The 18,709-nt window shown below is 41.2% G+C and carries 16 protein-coding genes; 8 read left to right on the top strand and 8 right to left on the bottom strand.

All coding sequences use genetic code 11. The annotated features are described in order from the left end of the window. Positions 1 to 280: 280 nt before the first annotated feature. The 5 genes from B2863_RS13130 to B2863_RS13150 form a co-directional block, all read right to left on the bottom strand. Positions 281 to 1,054, bottom strand: a complete 774-nt coding sequence (locus B2863_RS13130) for a sulfite exporter TauE/SafE family protein (RefSeq protein ID WP_296211372.1) — start codon at positions 1,052 to 1,054, stop codon at positions 281 to 283. Between the two features lie 185 nt (positions 1,055 to 1,239). Beyond that, positions 1,240 to 2,745, bottom strand: a complete 1,506-nt coding sequence (locus B2863_RS13135) for a tripartite tricarboxylate transporter permease (protein ID WP_296211374.1) — start codon at positions 2,743 to 2,745, stop codon at positions 1,240 to 1,242. Positions 2,746 to 2,750: 5 nt separating this feature from the next. Further along, positions 2,751 to 3,206: a tripartite tricarboxylate transporter TctB family protein gene (locus B2863_RS13140; protein ID WP_102092303.1), complete on the bottom strand. Its 456-nt coding sequence runs from the start codon at positions 3,204 to 3,206 to the stop codon at positions 2,751 to 2,753. Positions 3,207 to 3,322: 116 nt separating this feature from the next. Then, on the bottom strand, positions 3,323 to 4,336 hold the full coding sequence (locus B2863_RS13145; RefSeq protein WP_296211377.1) for a Bug family tripartite tricarboxylate transporter substrate binding protein: 1,014 nt from the start codon (positions 4,334 to 4,336) through the stop codon (positions 3,323 to 3,325). Between the two features lie 578 nt (positions 4,337 to 4,914). Next, complete coding sequence (locus tag B2863_RS13150; RefSeq protein ID WP_296211379.1) at positions 4,915 to 6,204, bottom strand: SLC13 family permease; 1,290 nt, start codon at positions 6,202 to 6,204, stop codon at positions 4,915 to 4,917. A gap of 337 nt (positions 6,205 to 6,541) precedes the next feature. On the opposite strand from B2863_RS13150, the gene B2863_RS13155 reads away from it, so the two are divergent. After that, positions 6,542 to 7,267, top strand: coding sequence for a GntR family transcriptional regulator (locus tag B2863_RS13155; protein ID WP_296211381.1), 726 nt, complete (start codon positions 6,542 to 6,544; stop codon positions 7,265 to 7,267). A 266-nt stretch (positions 7,268 to 7,533) separates the two neighbouring features. On the opposite strand, the gene B2863_RS13160 is transcribed toward B2863_RS13155, so the two are convergent. Next, complete coding sequence (locus B2863_RS13160) at positions 7,534 to 7,965, bottom strand: Lrp/AsnC family transcriptional regulator (protein WP_057761040.1); 432 nt, start codon at positions 7,963 to 7,965, stop codon at positions 7,534 to 7,536. A 168-nt stretch (positions 7,966 to 8,133) separates the two neighbouring features. On the opposite strand from B2863_RS13160, the gene B2863_RS13165 reads away from it, so the two are divergent. The 5 genes from B2863_RS13165 (at position 8,134) to map (ending at position 12,964) form a co-directional block, all read left to right on the top strand. Next, the gene (locus B2863_RS13165; protein ID WP_296211383.1) at positions 8,134 to 9,228 is read left to right on the top strand and encodes an ornithine cyclodeaminase; all 1,095 of its coding nucleotides are present in this window, start codon (positions 8,134 to 8,136) and stop codon (positions 9,226 to 9,228) included. Between the two features lie 30 nt (positions 9,229 to 9,258). Next, positions 9,259 to 10,275 (top strand): arginase, encoded by a 1,017-nt coding sequence (locus tag B2863_RS13170; RefSeq protein ID WP_296211385.1) that lies wholly within the window; start codon positions 9,259 to 9,261, stop codon positions 10,273 to 10,275. A gap of 96 nt (positions 10,276 to 10,371) precedes the next feature. Then, positions 10,372 to 11,775, top strand: coding sequence for a YjiH family protein (locus tag B2863_RS13175; protein ID WP_296211387.1), 1,404 nt, complete (start codon positions 10,372 to 10,374; stop codon positions 11,773 to 11,775). Positions 11,776 to 11,991: 216 nt separating this feature from the next. Continuing rightward, positions 11,992 to 12,198 carry a ParD-like family protein gene (locus B2863_RS13180; protein ID WP_057761037.1) on the top strand — a complete coding sequence of 69 codons (207 nt, stop codon included), beginning with the start codon at positions 11,992 to 11,994 and terminating at the stop codon, positions 12,196 to 12,198. After that, positions 12,191 to 12,964 carry a type I methionyl aminopeptidase gene (gene map, locus B2863_RS13185; RefSeq protein WP_296211389.1) on the top strand — a complete coding sequence of 258 codons (774 nt, stop codon included), beginning with the start codon at positions 12,191 to 12,193 and terminating at the stop codon, positions 12,962 to 12,964. The genes B2863_RS13180 and map overlap by 8 nt, the downstream gene beginning before the upstream one ends. Positions 12,965 to 13,151: 187 nt before the next feature. Here the strand turns inward: map and B2863_RS13190 are convergent, their stop codons facing one another. After that, positions 13,152 to 14,810, bottom strand: a complete 1,659-nt coding sequence (locus B2863_RS13190; protein WP_296211391.1) for an isovaleryl-CoA dehydrogenase — start codon at positions 14,808 to 14,810, stop codon at positions 13,152 to 13,154. Positions 14,811 to 14,941: 131 nt separating this feature from the next. Here B2863_RS13190 and B2863_RS13195 point away from each other — a divergent pair, with 131 nt between their 5' ends. Further along, positions 14,942 to 15,721 carry a PaaX family transcriptional regulator gene (locus tag B2863_RS13195; RefSeq protein WP_296211392.1) on the top strand — a complete coding sequence of 260 codons (780 nt, stop codon included), beginning with the start codon at positions 14,942 to 14,944 and terminating at the stop codon, positions 15,719 to 15,721. A 124-nt stretch (positions 15,722 to 15,845) separates the two neighbouring features. Here B2863_RS13195 and cadR read toward each other — a convergent pair whose 3' ends face one another. Then, positions 15,846 to 16,277 carry a Cd(II)/Pb(II)-responsive transcriptional regulator gene (cadR, locus tag B2863_RS13200; RefSeq protein ID WP_296211395.1) on the bottom strand — a complete coding sequence of 144 codons (432 nt, stop codon included), beginning with the start codon at positions 16,275 to 16,277 and terminating at the stop codon, positions 15,846 to 15,848. Between the two features lie 188 nt (positions 16,278 to 16,465). Between cadR and B2863_RS13205 the strand changes: the two genes are divergently transcribed. Further along, positions 16,466 to 18,658, top strand: a complete 2,193-nt coding sequence (locus B2863_RS13205) for a heavy metal translocating P-type ATPase (RefSeq protein ID WP_296211397.1) — start codon at positions 16,466 to 16,468, stop codon at positions 18,656 to 18,658. Positions 18,659 to 18,709: the final 51 nt, after the last annotated feature.

Consider the following 18,709-nt stretch of genomic DNA (forward strand, 5'->3'; position numbering starts at 1 on the left):
AGATTGGGGCTATCTACATTTGGCAAACATAATATGATTCGAACCAACGATCTCTACTATTTTAAAGTGGGTCAACTGGATGTTATGGAGTGACAATATCTTACATGTATTGATTCTATCGAATTATAGGTATTATATGGTTGAACAACAACAATGTAAGTTGTAATGCAATTAATAAAAATACTGTACGCAGATATTCAATCAGTAAAAATATATGCGGTGAAAGTACTGTCATTGTTTATGCAAATGTACTATGAATAGTTATGGCATAGAAGAGTCTCTAGAACAGTACATCAATATTTCTTATTATCATTATTAGACCACTGATGACCATTAGTATCAGCAGCATGATTCTAAACTGGCTAATACTAATACCTGCCAAAAAGCGTTTGCCAATTATATTGCCAATCACGGCGCCCAGTCCTAATACAAGACCATACACCCATATCTTGACGGTGAGTATCCCAAAAAAGGTGTAGCTGACGATTTGTACAATACCTACAAAAAAAGAATTAGCTGTTTTGGTCGCAATAAGACTTTCTTTTTCCAGTCCAGCATTCATATAAAAAGGGTTAAGAATAGGGCCGAGGCCACCCACCAATGTACTCATAAAAGCAATGGCAAAGCCCACAGGCACAAAACCTACTTTTGGCATATCAAATGTTTTACTTACTTTACCAAACTTGTATTGGAAAATAGTCGAGACTAAAAATGCGCCAACCAATAACTGAATCCAGCCTGCGTCCAAACGACTAAACACCAATGCGGCTAGCCATGCACCTACGATAGCGCTTGGGACATAATATTTGGTCAATGACCAATCAATATCATGCCAGAATAGATAGAGCCGTGAGGCATTACTCAGAAAGGTAGCCACGTTGATCACAGGTGGTGCAATCGCTGTCCCTACCATCGAAGAGGTAACTGGTATCAGTAGCATAGCACCGCCACCACCAGATATAGTGGAGATAATAAAAGCGACCATGCCAGCGACAAACAAACCTACTAAATGCCAAGTTGGAATGGTTTGCAATAAATCTAAAACAAAGAGCACTATAAAATCCTATTTCATAAGTGACATCAAGTAGTGATGTTTTGCTAATTTTGGAAAGCTGACAAAAGAGTTAGGAGTGTTAAATAGCTGTTGAAAGTAAGGTGAAAGTATCTCTAAAAAAACGGTGGCCATACATAGAGTACAACCACCGCCGGAGAGAGATTTAGAGACGAAATAGCAAGAACTTATGCAGCAGTCTTCTTAAAGCGCTTACGATACATTTTACGAATGATTGGCATGAATATCATAACAACTACCAGACCCCATAGTGACACAGTGATTGGGCTACTCCATAGAATAGACATCTCACCTTGAGAAATAGACAAGGCGCGTCTGAGGTTAGACTCCATTAGCTCTCCTAGTACATAACCTAGAATAAGGGCTGATAGAGGGAAATGTAGCTTACGTAAGAAGTAACCAAATATCCCAAGTCCTACCATGAATACCATATCAAAGGTCGTGCTGTTGATAGAGTAAACACCAACGAAACTAATAGCAGCAATAGATGGTATCAAGATATAGTTTGGTACATTAAGTAGCTTAGAAAATACACCAACCAAAGGAATATTCATTACTAACAAGATAACGTTACAGATGAATAATGAGGCAATCAGACCCCAAACGATGTCTGGCTGTTCGGTAAATAGCTGCGGACCTGGCGTGATATTATATAAAGTCAAGGCACCCATCATGACCGCTGTCGTACCAGAACCAGGAACACCCAAAGTCAACATCGGTACAAATGAACCACATGCTGATGCGTTATTAGCCGCCTCTGGAGAGGCTAAACCACGAAGATCGCCTTCACCAAATTTGCCGCTGTCTCCAGCAATTTTACGTTCACTAGCATAGGTCATCGCACTCGCGATAGTCGCACCTGCACCAGGCAAAATACCAACGAAAAAGCCCATTATGCCACTACGCACCATGGCGCCAATGGTAAAGAGAAGTTCTTTTAGGTTGAATAAGCTACGCTTACCTTGCGCGATAATTTTCCCACCAGTACTGGTTCTTTCGAGCAAAATCAAGATTTCACTGACACTGAAAAATCCAATAACGATCGTTGTGAACTGAATACCATCAGATAAGTTGACTGAATCAAAGGTATAGCGATAGATACCTGTGACCGCATCGACACCAACAGTAGCCAGACCCAAGCCGATTAACGCTGACACTGCTGTCTTGATAGGTTGATCACCAACCAAACCACTCAAACAGCAAATCGCGAATACCATTAATACGAAGTATTCAGCAGGTCCAAACGACACTGCCCATTTAGCCAATAGAGGTGCGAACAAGACCACACCAATGGTCGCAATCGTAGAACCAATAAACGAGGCAACCGCAGAGATAGACAAGGCGATACCAGCCTTGCCTTGAACCGCTAGCGGGTTACCATCCAATGAGGTCATAACCGCTGCGGCAGATCCAGGCACGTTAAGTAGAATGGCAGAAATACGACCGCCATATTCGCAACCAAGATAAACAGCCGCCAGTAAGATAAGTGCACTCTCGGGTGGTAGACCAAGGGCAAAGGCAAAAGGCAATAGAATTGCCACACCATTAATAGGGCCAAGGCCAGGCAACATGCCTACAACTGTACCAATAAAAGCGCCAATGAGTGCAATCAGTAAGTTTTTGGGCAACATCGCTACGCCAAAACCTTGCATTAAAAAGTCAAAAGTTTCCATAATAGCTATCCCATTATTCCTGATAATATTCCAAGTGGCAGAATCACATCCAAAGCCATGTCAAATAAGACATACAGGGCGATACTGATCACAACTGAAAAGATAAGGCTTTTAATAGGATTTCCGGCAAATAATAAACCAACCGCAAAACACATCAGTGTGGTAGCAATCACAAAACCTAAAGGCTCAAAAATTAAGCTATAAATCAATAATGCGCTGACACACAGCACAAGATTTCTAAGCACGACGTTGTTATAGCCCAAATCGATGACTTTCGTAAACCGTGCTGGACGAAAGGCAATAACCAAGGTCAAAAGCGCCGTAAGTGAGAAAATCAAAATAGGATAGGGTCTAGGGCCGATAGGATCATAGGCAATAGGAGCAACGTAACCAATAGCTAAATAGACCAAAAATAAGCTAAACAGCCCCATTAATCCAGAAAACGCACGTTCCATTGTCATAGAAGTATTCCTTGAATTCCAAAACAAGAAGGTTGAGAGATGTCTCATCTGTCAACCTTCGATAAATACTATAAAAATCAGTATTCAATCATTAAGGGGATATGATCTGAGTAATGCTACTTAGCTGCAGCATCAACAAGACCGTACTCAGCAGACAATTCACGTAGCTCACCGGTACGTTTATAAACGTATGCTTCTAGCTCATCACCAGTCATAGAGAATGGTAGTAGCTCTTGCTGCTCGCGTAATTCAGCGAATTTTGGATCCGCAAGCATGTTATCAAAGCTTGCTTTCCACCAGTCATAAGCGGCAGGACTGACATCTGGACCCATGTAATAACCACGCATGACAGGCCAAGTAACGTCATAGCCTTGCTCTACAGCAGTAGGAATATCGGCCATAGTGCCACCGAGTCTTTCATCTGCAAATACGGCCAGTACACGTAATTTGCCAGCAGTGGCTTGTGGCATGATCTCAGCGATACCAGCACTTACGACAGTCACATGGTTACCCATGACCGCTGTAATAGCTTCACCGCCGCCTTCCATCGCAACATAAGTCATGTCACTAGGATTGACCCCAACCGCTTTAGCTAAAATAGCTGTTTGCATCCAGTCCTGACCACCAACACTACCACCAGCGGCGAAACTAATTGCTTTTGGATTTGACTTAAGCTCAGCAACCAATCCTGCCAAATCTTTGATTGGTGAGTCTGCATTGACAGCGATAGCACCATAATCAGTACCAACGGCTGCTAGCCATTTCACGTCTTTTTCAGTGAATTTACCAAATTTACCTTGCGATAGATTTAGGATAGAGCCAGTAGAGAAAGCAATGATTGCATCGTTATTAGCACGATCATTGGCAACGATTTTGTTATAAGCAACCGCACCTACACCGCCTGGCATATAAGTGACTCGCATCGGATCTTCTAATAGGCCGGTATCTCTTAAGCCAGCTTGAGCAAGTTTACAAGTCAAGTCAAAGCCACCGCCTGGTTTTGCTGGGGCGATACATTCTGGACGTGAAGGTGCGTCATAACTGGCATCAGATGCTGTCGTATCAGATTTATTACATGCGGTAAGGGTGAGTACAGAAAGGCCAAGAGCCAAATAGGATAGTTTGTTCACACGACACTCCTTGTGTGTATTTTTAATGAATAGCTCAATAGAATTCTGAGCAAAATAATTAAGTGATGACAGATGAAGTTCAGATCATCCTGACAATAACTACTAAACTTCATAAAAGTAGAGTTTTTAGCGTTTTGCAAAAGTAACAGAATATTATAGAAATAACAAGAAACATATGTATGTATACATGAATTTTATTTTAAGGTACTATCGCAATGACTGATACAAAATTACTTATTGTCTCAATATCAAGAAAGAGATAAGACAGCAAAACCTTCAGAATACAAGATGTCTATTTCGATAAAAACTAATTAATACAATGATTTATAGATATTGGTAATTATGAGAGGTACATTGAAAACGTGCTAGGATATATTGCTGTGTATAAGGAGAAGAGCTAACTCGGTAGATGAAGTCAGTGAGATGAGACTAAGCGCCATGACGGGCACTTTATTAGGCATTTAAGAAGTTTGGTCGTATATGTTAGTCCAAAGACAGCTGCTTCAAAACTGTCTTTTGGGAGGGGTTTGCTTAAGGGTAGAGCGTGTTCCCATTCTCAACATAAGAATACATACTAGTTAAAACAGCAGCTGGATAATGAAAATGGCTAATATGCCAATACCAATATCTAAGGGTACCGCTTTGAATAGTAGCGCATTAAACAGCTTGTTTTTTTCTATAACTACTTGAGAAGCGCCTAACATTAGACTACCTCCTGATGAGAAAGGAGAAAGGGATGAGCTTTGTGCTCCCACCACAATACAGGTAAATAACAATAGAGGGTTAAGTCCAGAGGCGACGGCTAAAGGCAGCACCATAGGAAATAGAGTAGGAGCGACTACGCCAAGTGTACTAGCAAAGATTGACATGATTGCGCTAATAACGAAGACCAAAATCGGTATCATCCAGATAGGAACGTTGGTACTTAGCCATTCTGTTAGCTCGTAAATAACACCGATCTCGACGCCAAGGCCGATTAGCATGCCGACCCCACAAATCATAATAAGTGTATTCCAAGGAATTAAAGCAATTACTGTTTTTTCGTGACCTAATTTCAGTAATAAACTGATTAAGGCAAAAATAATGGCGATAAAACCAATGTCAATCCGAGCGTTCAAAAACTGAATTGCTTCTATGTTAGGCATTAGGAGATTTAAGATGGGTACAATAAGCACGATAGCCATCATAATAAAAATCAGCATAATAGATTGTTTTTGCTTATTATCGAAAGGCTCTGGTACTATCGTTTGAATCGCAATTTTGCTATTTTTAGCATTAAAAAAGCAATAGATACCTAGGACGATCACTGGCATGAGAAAGGTAACCGCAAAGACACCTAAAACATAAGTAAAGGTATTATCATTTGCGACGCCGGCCCCGCGCATCAGTTCTCGAAAGATAACCCCGCTTTGTGAGGTGATAAAATTAGCACCAGCCAATGCACCATAGTTAACAGATAAAGTAGCAATGACAAGACTCAAATTAGTACGCTTAGACAATAACAGAATCATAGGTGCCATCGTGGCTAAGACGGTGTAATAACCAGCTCCTAAGCCAGCAACGACCGTAGCAGCAAAGAAAATAACCAAGGGTAAAAACTCGGGAAAATGACGGCATCTATAGATCAAATGATTCGATAGTTTTTCTAAAGCGCCATTCGCTAAAGGAAAATTATAGAAGAGAGTAACAGCAAAAATAACAAAGAAAATTTTGAGAGGCCATAGCTCAACAATTTCATAAGCGCTCATTCCCATACCGAAACAGCCGATGAGGTATGAAAATGCAATAGCAAATAGACCAATATTGATCTTGGTGGTATAGCCAAAAATGATACATATTACTATTGCGGCTAGAATATAAAGAGTCATTACTGTCCCTTGAGCTTAACTACATGAATTCTATAGAGAACTGTATCGACTTCTATAGGTAAAGAGCATTACGAGAATATTGACAAACAACTTTCTAGATTACAGAATCGTATAAGCCTGAAATGCACGTATAAATAAGTGGAATAATAGCAAAAAAAGTAATATGAATTAGATAAGAGTGCCCACAAAATGCCAGACAGTCGTTAGTATTGCAATGATATATAAGGTTTTCTTAGCGCTTAAGATAGAGTACTCCGTTATATTCCAATCTCTAGAATGATAACAATGCTTAAAAACAGTAAAACAATTCATAAACCCCTTAAATTGTGGTGAAATAATGCTAAAAAATTTAGAAAAATTTAAAATACCACGGTATGAGCAAGTACGATGGCACATTTTGACTTTATTGACAGAAAGTAAATGGGATGAAAACACACCTTTACCGACTGAGCAGGAGTTTGCAGACAAGTATCAAGTATCAGTCGGAACCGTTCGAAAAGCGGTTGAAAAGCTGGTCGACGATGGTGTGTTAACCAAGTATCAAGGCAGAGGTACCTTTCTAAAGCGTCCAGATTTTGAAAGCTCATTATTACGGTTTTTCAAATTTCGTGATAAAGATGCCTGCTATGCGACACCGACAGGCGTGGTCAAAAAGGTCATGGTAATAGAGGGTATTGAAGAGATTAATGAAAAGCTAGATATTGGTAAGAATAAAGCGCTTATTTATATAGAACGTGTACGTATCATTGAGGGCAAAGTTTCGCTGAGTGAAAAAATTTGGTTACCTAAGAGTCGTTATCAAGCCTTTGTAAGTCTAGAGCCTGAAGATTTTGAGAATTTGCTATATCCGTTTTATTATACAAAGTGTGGTCAGTTTGTCTCATCTGCCGTAGAGACTTTATTTTTTGTAGCCAATCACGTAGACCCTTATTTAGATAATAATGAGCAAGAAAACCTAGTGAAGGTATGCCGTATTGCTAAGAGTCTAGAAGGTGATCCTATCGAATATAGAGAGTCATATGGAATGGCGGAGAAGTTCAGCTATGAAGTTAATATTATTTAATAAATAGTAAGCCATTAGTAGATTTCTTGTCTTAAGATAAAATATCGTCTGAGTTAAAGATACCATCGTGTTCTCATACTAAAGAACGTAGTAAAAGATACGTTCTTTAGTTTTATTGTACCAGTCAAATAAAAATTAAAAAATCTAGCTTATAAAGCGCCAATATATTCTTTTTACGTTTACCTTCAGGCGGCTTAATTACAACACTCTAAGTCAATATCTATCAGATAAACAGCATCGCTTATGCGATTGTGAGTTTAATGACATTACAAACTCGACAGCAGAACACTTGTTTCACTATTCAAAATGCCATCAATCTCTCTGACTTGACGCAGCACTTCATCAAATTCTCTCAAGCTTGTCGTGTGTATCTCTCCTACCAAGTCCCATGCCCCATTGGTCGTATGTAGCTTAATCAATTGAGGGATACCCCGCAGTTTCCTAATCACTTGTGAAGTAGATTTTCCTGTTACTTCAATCATCATCATCGCTTTGACTGTTTCTTTATCTAGTGCCTCATGCACTCGAATCGTAAATCCTAAAATAGCACCGTTGTGAATCAATCTATCCAATCTATTCTGGACAGTGGCACGAGAGACTTTAAGTTTTTTAGCCAGGTTTGAGATGGTTGCTCGACCATCTTGTCGAAGTTCAGATATCAGTTCGCTATCTAAAGAGTCATAAGTGTAATACGCCATAAAAATGCTTCCTTTATTAGATTTTGACATTATGCTAAGTAGCACCTAACAATGTGTCAAAAAAATATCCATATTTGGTAAATTATTGACATTTTAACTGACAATTATAATTGGTAGCATATTAATTGTCGGTTAAATAAATAATATTCAAGGAATGGAGCAAAATTAATGTCTAAATTTATCGTATCACAGAAGCAGGGTGTGCCATTTGTTAGCGTACAGGCGATGGCTGAAATCATTAGTAATTATGGTATAGAACAGACGATAAAAGAATTGGTAGATGCTTTAGAACAAGATTTTTCTCGTTGGGATAGTTTTGAAAAATCCAGTCGTTTTGCTTCTCATTCCAAAGACGGCGTCATAGAGTTGATGCCTGTCAGCGATGGTGAAATGTTTGCGTGCAAATATGTCAATGGTCATCCGATCAACACCAAGCGCGATTTGCAGACGGTAGCCGCTTTTGGCTTGTTGTCTGATGTCGATACAGGTTATCCGATTTTATTGACAGAAATGTGTATTTTAACGGCCTTACGCACAGCAGCGACTTCTGCATTGGTTGCCAAACATTGTGCGCCCAAAAACGCCCAGACTTTAGCGCTTATCGGTAATGGTGCTCAGGGTGAGTTCCAAGCAATGGGTATGAAGGCAGTCGTGGGTATCTCAAAAGTACGTCTATACGATGTCGACCCAGCCGCATCTGAAAAAGTAGCGCGCAACCTTGCCGATACAGGTCTAGAGATTACTATTTGCAAAACGGTAGAAGAAGCAGTTGAAGGTGCAGATATCATCACTACCTGTACCGCAGATAAGAAAAACGCCACCATTCTGCGTGATGATATGGTCAAAAAAGGCGTTTATATCAATGCCATCGGCGGTGACTGCCCTGGCAAAACAGAGCTAGATGCCAACATCTTGTTAAGAGCCGATCATGTCATTGTAGAGTTTGAACCACAAACCCGTATTGAAGGCGATATTCAACAGCTTTCTCAAGATTTCCCTGTGACAGAGTTTCACCGCATCGTAAATGGTGAAAAAGCAGTACGCACCAACGAAGATAACTTGGTTGTATTTGATGGTGTTGGTTTTGCCTCAGAAGACTTTACGGCTTTGGTATTTTTGCGTGATTTGATCAAAAAGCAGGATGCATATGAGCTGCTTGACTTGATTCCTCAGCAACAAGACCCTAAAAACCTCTATTCGGTAGTCAAAGCTCATAGCAAAGATCGTAGCCTAGAGACGGATGAAGCGATGGCCGCATCATAAGTCATTTGAATATAGAAAAATAGGAGTTCAATGCCAGATTTGGACTCAAATGATGAAAAAATTGTTTTATTTAATAGAGACAAAATAATGAATGATTTAATGAAAAACGTGCGAATAGTAGAAGTTTATTCAGATGTCGCAGGGCATAAAAAAGGCGCGTCACTAGGAATCGATGCATTGCGCGCGTCATCAAAAGAGATGAATGCAGACTACTATGAAAAATTGCAACTTGATAGTATAAAAAATGAATATATACATGAAGAAGAGTCGCCATTTAAGCATGCAAAATACGCCGATGTAATTGAGCCTGTTATTTCTAAATTAGCGCATAAAATCAAAGATATAAGAAATGAGAATCAATTTCCGATTGTTATTGCAGGTGATCATTCTAGCTGTGCAGGCACCATGCACGGCCTAAAAATGGCGCACCCTGATGCGGAAATCGGCGTGGTTTATATAGATGCTCACGCTGATTTTCATTCACCATATACCAGTGGATCAGGAAATATGCATGGCATGCCTTTGGCGTTGGCTTGTGCCATTGATAATTTGGAATGTCAGCGTAACGAGCTTTCTGAAAAAGAAAAAGAGTATTGGGAAAAGTTAAAGTTTATGGCATCAAGCGAGCCATCAATTAAGCCAGAAAATGTGGTGTTTTGTGCGGTTAGAGATTATCAAGAAGAAGAGATGGATTTAATTAGAAGACATAAAATCCCTTTATATAGCGTGGCTGAGATAACCCAAAAAGGCATCAGTTCTACCGTAGAGGAAATCTTCAAAAAACTAGAATATTGCGATCATATCTATGTTTCGTTTGATGTTGATAGTGTCGACCCTTTATATGTGCCAGGCACCGGTACGCCTGCAATGAATGGTCTGTCATACGAGCAAGCGATGCAACTTAATATAGAGTTAATTAAGAACAAGAAAGTATGCTGCTGGGAAATGGCAGAGATAAATCCTTTGTACAACAACTCAAAAGATGACTCGACCAGAATATTTAAAATTTTAGAGAAAGTGACCCACACACTTTTGAGCAATTACTAGTACTGAATATTCAAAATGAGTAACAGAATCTAGCCTAAAGGGGTTTGTTAAAACCTTCTTTAGGTTGGTTAAAAAGGGACTGCGAGTAAAAATAATATGGACATTATTAAAGCCAGCGCTGCAAGTCGAGATGTTAGCAGTATCAATATCAAACAGTTTTTGAAGTTCTTTATCCCATCTATTATAGGTTTGATGCTTTTCGTATTTCCAATTCCCTATGTGGACGGTAAGTTTGTCACCTATGCAGAAGGATTTACCATTCCTATATCTGTATTGAAGGATTATATACAGGGTTATATTGGTGACCTTTTGCCGCTATTGGTTGTCACCTCGATCATGATTACCTTGTGTTGTACTTTATATACTAAAGTCATGAAACCTGCATTTATTCTGAATAATTCGTTTTTGAATAATTTATTAAACGTTACAACGCCTTGGCTTATCATTAGAATGCTTGGTGCGTTTTTCGTTGTCGTGACCTATTTTAAATTTGGGTTTGAGGCAATATATTCAGACAATATTGGCGGTTTAATATTATATGAATTAATGCCCATACTTTTTATCGTATTTTTCTTGGCTGGATTGCTGCTACCATTATTGCTTGATTTTGGCTTATTAGAATTCTTCGGTGTTCTATTAAGCAAAGTAATGAGACCTTTATTTGGCTTGCCAGGTAGGTCATCTGTAGATTGTCTAACGTCATGGTTGGGTGATGGCACTATCGGTGTCTTATTAACCGATAAACAATTGGAAGGTGGGTTCTATACCAAAAAAGAAGCGGCAATTATCGCTACAAGCTTTTCAGCAGTATCGATTACATTCTGTTTGGTTGTCATCTCTCAGGTTAAGCTTGAGAGCTACTTTATCAATATGATTGGGGTCGTTGCTTTATGCGGGATTGTTTGTGCTTTAATAGTCCCAAGGTTGTTACCTTTATCTAGAATTGAAGATACTTATACTATCGAAAACAGTGATAGAGATCATGAAACCATTCCTGAAGGAAAAACGTTATTCACCCACAGTTTACATAAAGCTGTCCAAAAAGCAGATAAGAGTCCAAGTTTTCTTACTTTCTTAAGAGATGGTCTAAAGAATATTTTGGATATGTGGATTGGGATATTGCCTGTCGTTATGGCAATCGGCACTATGGGGTTAATCGTTGCAGAAGAAACACCTGTATTTGATTATTTAGGTATGCCGTTTATTCCATTCTTAGAGTTATTGAACATACCTTTTGCTGCAGAAATGTCAAAAACGATTATGGTAGGTTTTGCCGATATGTTTTTGCCGGCTATTATCGGTTCTTCAATCGAGTCAGAACTAACTCGATTTGTCATCGCTTGCTTGTCAGTGTCTCAATTGATCTATATGTCAGAAGTCGGCGGATTGATTTTAGGGACAAAAATCCCAGTGAGCTTTTTTCAGTTATTAGTCATTTTTCTATTGAGAACCATTATCTCGTTACCAATCATTGCGGTGTGTGCTCATATGATTTTCTAAATAGAACTTTCTAAAAGCTGGCTACACCACATTTGAACAAAAAATCAGTCGCAAAAAACCACCTTGATAGGTGGTTTTTTGCTATCAGTATCAAGCTATAGTTTAATTCAAATAATTTCGATATAAGGAAACTGAGCTCAAGCGATACATAATTTCTTGCAACCATACAAAAATAGATATACGATTCATATACGTTTCGTATATTAAGGTGTTTTTATGGGTATTGTTAAAATTGATGATGAACTGCATGAAGATATTCGTAAAGCAAGTGCCGTCATGGTGCGCTCCATCAACGCACAAGCTGAATATTGGATGAAGATAGGCATGCTTGCTGAAGCCAACCCCAATATGTCTTACAACCAAATTATCAATGAGCAAATGAGACAAGCTGATGTCAATGTAAGGAACCTTATAGATGGATAAGGTCATACTTAAAAATGCAGCAGAATTGGAAATCATGCGCGAGTCTGGGCGACTTCTAGCCTCTGTCTTTGATTATCTCGATGAGAAAATTACAGTTGGTACTTCTACGATGGACATCAATAACCTTGCTGAGCACTATATTGCCGATCAGTTAGGTGCACGTCCAGCTAGTAAGGGTCAGTATGGTTACCAATATGCATTGAATACCTCAGTGAATAACGTGGTCTGTCATGGCATTCCTTCAGAGCAGCAAATACTCAAATCGGGTGATATTGTGAATGTGGATATTACCCTAGAACAAGGAGGTTTTATCGCTGATTCTAGCAAAATGTATTTGATAGGTGAGGTGTTGCCATTTGCAAAACGCTTGGTTGATCAGACCTATGAAGCTATGTGGGAAGGAATACGAGTGGTGAAACCTGGAGCAACGCTGGGTGATGTTGGCCATGCCATCCAAAGTTACGCTGAGCAGCACGGCTATTCAGTAGTGCGAGAGTATTGCGGTCACGGTATTGGACGCGAAATGCATGAGGGACCGCAAGTTCTACATTACGGACATCAAGGAAAAGGTCTAGTCCTACAAGAAGGTATGACATTTACCATTGAACCAATGGTCAATCAAGGTAAAGCCAAAGTTAAAGTCAAAAAAGATGGTTGGACCGTCATCACCAATGACAAAAAGCTATCTGCTCAGTGGGAGCATACCATTGCGGTTACTTCTGACGGCTATGAGGTTCTCACTCTGCGAAACGATGAAATACTTTAAGCGATTTGATATTTGAACGACGATTCGGTAAGGCGTTTCTGTAATTCAGAAGCGCCTTTTTTTAGGATGTCATGTGACTGTTATTTAGCCAGTTATGGCTGAGAAGAAAGTGACTGACGTTAAGGGCAAAAGCCTCTGCTGCGACACCAATCAGTAGCAGAGGACTATTTAACACATACAAATATATTTAGAGAACCGCTTTGGTCGCGCCAGCCGCCCGTTCGATCAATAAATCCACGGGAGCATCAGGACTTAGTGTACCAAAGGCCAGCCCATGCTCATTCCCAATCCTAGAACGACAGAATGCCTGAGCGATCTCCATATGTTCAGTCTGCAGTAGTATCGAAGCCTGTAGCATCAGTGCTAGGCGCTCAATCACATAGCGACTACGGAACTCCAAGGTTTGAGTGTCCTCAAATCGCTCTATCAGCAGGTGTAATTCTTTATCATAGTCAGCATTTTTCCCTGCTGCCTGCTGCAGTTCCTTAAATAAAGCTCGCTGAGTTTCTGGCTCCTTTTTTAAGGCACGTAGCACATCTAGACACTGCACATTGCCGCTGCCTTCCCAGATTGAGTTTAGCGGCGCTTGCCTGTACAAACGCGGCATAATAGTCTCTTCGACATAGCCATTACCGCCCAAACATTCTTGTGCCTCATTGATAAAAATGGGGGCGCGTTTGCATATCCAATACTTTCCAATTGCTGTCGCGATACGAGCAAGTGCAGCTTCATGAGGGTTTGTTTCTATCCTATCAACAGCGCGCGCAATCCTCATTGTTAGGGCCAAAGCCGCTTCTGACTCTAAGGCTAAGTCTGCCAACACATTACGCATAATAGGTTGGTTGACTAATAACTTACCAAAGGCTTCACGCTGACTGGTGTGATGAATCGCTTGAACGATCGCTTGACGCATTTGAGCTGAGGAGCCAATCATACAGTCAAGTCGGGTTAGGGCGACCATCTCAATAATGGTAGGAATACCGCGACCTTCAGTGCCTACTAGCTCACCGAATGCGCCTTGAAACTCGACCTCTGAGGAAGCGTTTGCCCAATCTCCTAATTTGTCTTTTAAGCGTTGGACTTGTACGGCATTGCGTGTGCCATCAGGCCGAAAGCGTGGTACTAAAAAGCAACTAGGACCACTGTCAGATTGAGCCAAGACGAGATGAGCATCGCACATTGGCGCTGAGAAAAACCATTTATGTCCAATGATTTCATAAGAGCCATCTTCTTGTCGTGTGGCTCGAGTCGTATTGCGGCGTAAGTCTGACCCACCTTGTTTTTCTGTCATGCCCATGCCCATCGTACAGCCTAGTTTTTCTTCCATGGGCAAGCTGCGCGGATCATAGTGCTCGGATAATAGCTTTGGCAGCCATTTTTCAGCCAGTAAAGGCGAATGACGTAGGGCAGGGATAGCGGCATAGCTCATAGACATAGGGCAACCAAACCCAGCTTCAGGCTGTGAGCCGAGATACATGACGGCCGCTCGAGCCACGTGGACACTATCACGCTCTTCATTGCGCCAAGCAAAATTGCTCATGCCGTACTTCATTCCTGCACGCATCAAATCATGGTAAGCCGGATGAAACTCTACTTCATCTATACGCCGACCATAGCTATCAAAGTTGCGCAATTTAGGCTTGTTTTCATTGGCTAGGAATCCGCTAGTGATCAGATTTCCACCAGTCAGTGCCCCAAACTCTTTTAAGTGACTTGCTGCCCAAGCAGCACCTTCTCTTGCGACAGCTTCTTTGAGCGCTGTATCTGCTTCCCATGCATTATAATTGGCTAAGGCAAAAGGTTGATTCTGCACCTCATGGGTCTTAAATTGATTTACAATTGACATGATGATTATCTTCCCTGATTTTGAATGTCATTTCCTAAGTTTCAGTAGTTTAGTAACTTACACGATTAGTATTACATATAAAAAATAATTACGTCAATAGGTGTAATATGAACAAACCAACGCCTCGTTTATTGCTTTTACGCTTACTTATGGTGGCAGAGGCAAACACACTTAGTGCTTCCGAAGCAGTGCTGGCAGGCTCTATTTTTGGTATGACAGAAAATAGTATACGTGTGACGCTGGCTCGTTTGATCCAAGCGGATCTTGCTGAGTCGATTGGTCCTGCCACCTACAAACTCGGACCGAAAGCTCAAAAATTGGGCGCCGATGTGGCCTTATGGCAAACAGCAGATAAAAGAACGATAAAATCCGATGGTTCATGGATAGCGGTAGCGACCGGTGGATTACCTCGCAGTGATCGTAAAGTGCTGCGTGCCCGTGCTCGTGCTTTATCATTATTGGGGTTTCGTGAACTTGATAAAGGGCTTTATCTGCGTCCCAATAATTTACTAGGCGGTGTTGATGTCGTCCGTCAGCGTCTATTGGACTTGGGCTTAGAAGAGGAAGCTGCAGTTTTTAAAGCCAATGAATTTGATGAGGTTAGGCAGAAAAAAGCACGAGCGCTTTGGTCAGACATGCATCTTGAAAAGCATTATAAGGAAAAGTCGCAGCAGCTCACCGACTGGCTAAGTGATTTGGACGAATTGCCCTCCCATGTAGCGCTTCGAGAAATATTCATGCTTGGAGATGCAGGTATCCGCAGTGTTGTTTTTGACCCCTTACTTCCTGCTCCCTTAGTAGATGAAGAAGCACGGCAAAAGTATTTTGAGACGGTGCGGCGTATTAATGAGGAGGGTAGGCGTTTATGGTTTGCCTTTTTCGAAGAGGCCAAATCGTTAGAATCCGTTTAACCAAGTCATTAGAATGCGCTTAAATAGAATCAAGTGAAATGGTGGCACAGTAATTAACAAGCAGCATAGGCGTTATCTATAGCGATGAATAAGCATTAATTATTTGCATCTATTCGAATAGTATTTAATGTGAGCCATATGGCGAATTTTCATGACAAGAATGATCAGCAAGTGCATTCAATATGCCACATGACTTCGCTGGTGCGCTACTGACGCACTTCTGCCGCAAAACACTTAAGTGTTTTTTTAACTGTTTTAGCTCTTCTATACGTGTTTCTACAGCGCGGATATGTTCATCCAACAAGGTATCGACATCAGCGCAATCTCTGCTAGGTTCTTCCCAGTACTTAAGTAAAGTCCGTACTTCATCCAATGTCATATCTAGTGTACGACAGTGCAGAACGAACTGTAGACGCTCGATATGACTTTCGCGATATAAGCGATAATTCCCTTCACTACGCGCAGGCTCTGGTAATAGCTTTTCTTTTTCATAATAGCGAATGGTCTCTACTGTAGCACCTGTACGCTTAGCAAGCTCTCCGATTTTTATTAGCATAATTATCTCACAGTTCTCTTGAAGTTATTCCAAAGTCATTTCAAAATTGAAAACATTAAAGTAACTATAAGGTTTAACCCTAAGGAAATCAAGTTTATACAACTGTATATAAACGGCCTTGACTCTGAAGCCACTAGAGGGTTCAAAATAGCGTTATCAAATGAATTCTTATAATGAGGCAGTTTATTATGCAATATCGTATTGAAGGTATGGACTGTGCCAGTTGCGTCAGAAAGATTGAAGCTGCATTAGCACGTATACCTGGTGTCTCTGACATACAGCTTAATTTTGCGACTGAAAAGTTAGAGCTATCGCTTGCCCCTGATTCAGATACTCAGTGCAACGATATTGAAAAGACCATCAAGCGTCTGGGTTTTGGCATATCTGCCACTACTGATCAAGCAAACGCAGCAGACAGCATTAGTGATAATCTATTAAATACGCAGCAACAGCGTTGGTGGCAAACCAGAAAAGGTAAGCAAGTGGTTGGTCTCGGCGTCTTGATGAGTGTCGCCTACGCGTTGGCATTACTTTTCCCTGATTATGGCATGTGGGCATTTGCTATTGCCGTCATTGTGGGTGTTTTCCCTTTTGCCCGAAAGTCTATGACCTTGGCAATGACAGGCACCCCGTTTTCTATTGAAATGCTGATGTCTATCGCGGCAATTGGTGCACTTATCATTGGTGAAGCTGAAGAGGCGGCGGCGGTTGTCTTTTTGTTCTCCGTCGGTGAATTGTTAGAAGGTGTGGCAGCAGATCGTGCCCGTGCTGGTATCAGAGCATTGGCATCATTGGTTCCAAAGACTGCGATTTTACTTGATGCACAAGGCGGACAGCATGACGTTCCTGCAGCTTCGTTGCAGATCGATGATCTGGTATTGGTACGTCCTGGCGATAAAGTATCTGCTGATGGTGTCATTGTTCAAGGTAGCTCTAGTCTTGATGACTCACCTGTTACTGGCGAATCCATACCCGTTGCTAAAGACATGGGCGATGCAGTATTTGCAGGATCAATCAATATGGATGGGGCGCTGCAAATCCGTGTACAAAAGACAGCTGCTGACAACACTATCGCACGCATTATCAATCTGGTAGAGCAGGCGCAAGCCTCTAAAGCCCCTACGGCTCGTTTTATTGAAAAATTCAGTCGTTATTATACCCCAGCGGTGATGGCGATTGCCGCACTGGTTATTATTGTTCCGCCGCTAGCGATGGGAGGTGAATGGTCGACTTGGCTATATCGTGGTTTTGCACTGTTGCTAATCGCCTGTCCTTGCGCGCTTGTACTATCTACTCCGGCTGCCATTGCATCAGGATTGGCTGTCGGTACACGCCGAGGCTTACTTATCAAAGGGGGCAGCGCTTTAGAAACCATGGGTCACGTAAATGTCGTGGCTTTTGATAAGACAGGTACGTTGACTGAAGGTAAGCCACAGGTGACCAACGTGATTGCCTTTACACAGAAGCTATCAGTACAAGAAAGCATAGGGTCTGAAGGTCATAATGAGATACTAGCGCTGTTTGCCAGCGTTGAATCCGCCTCTAGCCATCCACTTGCAAAAGCTATTATCGATCATGCTAAAGCTGCCCAGACATCCATACCAGTGGCTTCCAAAGCTTATGTTACTGCGGGAAAAGCAGTACATGCAACGGTAGCTGATCGCCCTTTAGCCATTGGATCACCAGTCTATGCAACTGAAAAAAGCTTGCTGTCAATGGACCAACAGGCAGACATTGAAGTATTGCAAAAGGAAGGCAAGACTGTCTCAGTTTTGTATGATGAGCAAAGTAGTGAAGTGCTTGGATTGATAGCATTACGAGATGAGTTGCGAGATGATGCTCAAGAAGGCGTGGCTCAGCTCAAAGCGATGGGTGTGCGCTCTGTGATGCTCACGGGTGACAACCATCTGACCGCTCAGGCGCTTGCTAGTTATTTAGAGATAGAATGGCAAGCTGAGCTGTTGCCCGAAGATAAGCTACGTTTGCTCAATGAGATGAAGGATAATAGCAAGATAGCGATGATTGGTGATGGTATTAACGATGCGCCAGCGTTAGCAACAGCAGACGTAGGTATTGCTATGGGTGGTGGTACGGATGTTGCTATCGAAACGGCCGACATCGCATTATTAAAAAGTCGTGTTACAGACGTTGCTCACCTCATTGCCTTATCGCGTGCAACCATGGCCAACATACATCAAAATGTAATTTTTGCTCTAGGACTAAAGGCCGTGTTTCTAATCACTACTTTACTAGGTATTACCGGACTATGGATTGCTGTGATAGCGGACACTGGTGCAACGGTACTAGTGACTCTCAATGCTTTACGCTTGCTAAGGTTCAAAGGAGCTCAACCACTAACAACTTTGTCCAAAGCAAAGTAAGTATGAAGTTCTTATTAAAATGGCGGTTTGATTCTCTATTCTAATGACTAA

This window comes from Psychrobacter sp. UBA3480 (assembly GCF_002377945.1).
Taxonomy (GTDB): Bacteria; Pseudomonadota; Gammaproteobacteria; order Pseudomonadales; family Moraxellaceae; genus Psychrobacter.

Excerpts from the sequence above, each read along its gene's own strand:
- B2863_RS13160 (WP_057761040.1), bottom strand. The coding sequence starts at position 7,965 with ATGGCGTATTACACTTATGACTCTTTAGATAGCGAACTGATATCTGAA.
- B2863_RS13190 (WP_296211391.1), bottom strand. The coding sequence starts at position 14,810 with ATGTCAATTGTAAATCAATTTAAGACCCATGAGGTGCAGAATCAACCT.
- B2863_RS13180 (WP_057761037.1), top strand. The coding sequence starts at position 11,992 with ATGGGTATTGTTAAAATTGATGATGAACTGCATGAAGATATTCGTAAA.
- B2863_RS13155 (WP_296211381.1), top strand. The coding sequence starts at position 6,542 with ATGCTAAAAAATTTAGAAAAATTTAAAATACCACGGTATGAGCAAGTA.
- B2863_RS13175 (WP_296211387.1), top strand. The coding sequence starts at position 10,372 with ATGGACATTATTAAAGCCAGCGCTGCAAGTCGAGATGTTAGCAGTATC.
- B2863_RS13150 (WP_296211379.1), bottom strand. The coding sequence starts at position 6,204 with ATGACTCTTTATATTCTAGCCGCAATAGTAATATGTATCATTTTTGGC.
- B2863_RS13165 (WP_296211383.1), top strand. The coding sequence starts at position 8,134 with ATGTCTAAATTTATCGTATCACAGAAGCAGGGTGTGCCATTTGTTAGC.
- cadR (WP_296211395.1), bottom strand. The coding sequence starts at position 16,277 with ATGCTAATAAAAATCGGAGAGCTTGCTAAGCGTACAGGTGCTACAGTA.
- B2863_RS13170 (WP_296211385.1), top strand. The coding sequence starts at position 9,259 with ATGCCAGATTTGGACTCAAATGATGAAAAAATTGTTTTATTTAATAGA.
- B2863_RS13135 (WP_296211374.1), bottom strand. The coding sequence starts at position 2,745 with ATGGAAACTTTTGACTTTTTAATGCAAGGTTTTGGCGTAGCGATGTTG.
- B2863_RS13140 (WP_102092303.1), bottom strand. The coding sequence starts at position 3,206 with ATGACAATGGAACGTGCGTTTTCTGGATTAATGGGGCTGTTTAGCTTA.
- map (WP_296211389.1), top strand. The coding sequence starts at position 12,191 with ATGGATAAGGTCATACTTAAAAATGCAGCAGAATTGGAAATCATGCGC.
- B2863_RS13205 (WP_296211397.1), top strand. The coding sequence starts at position 16,466 with ATGCAATATCGTATTGAAGGTATGGACTGTGCCAGTTGCGTCAGAAAG.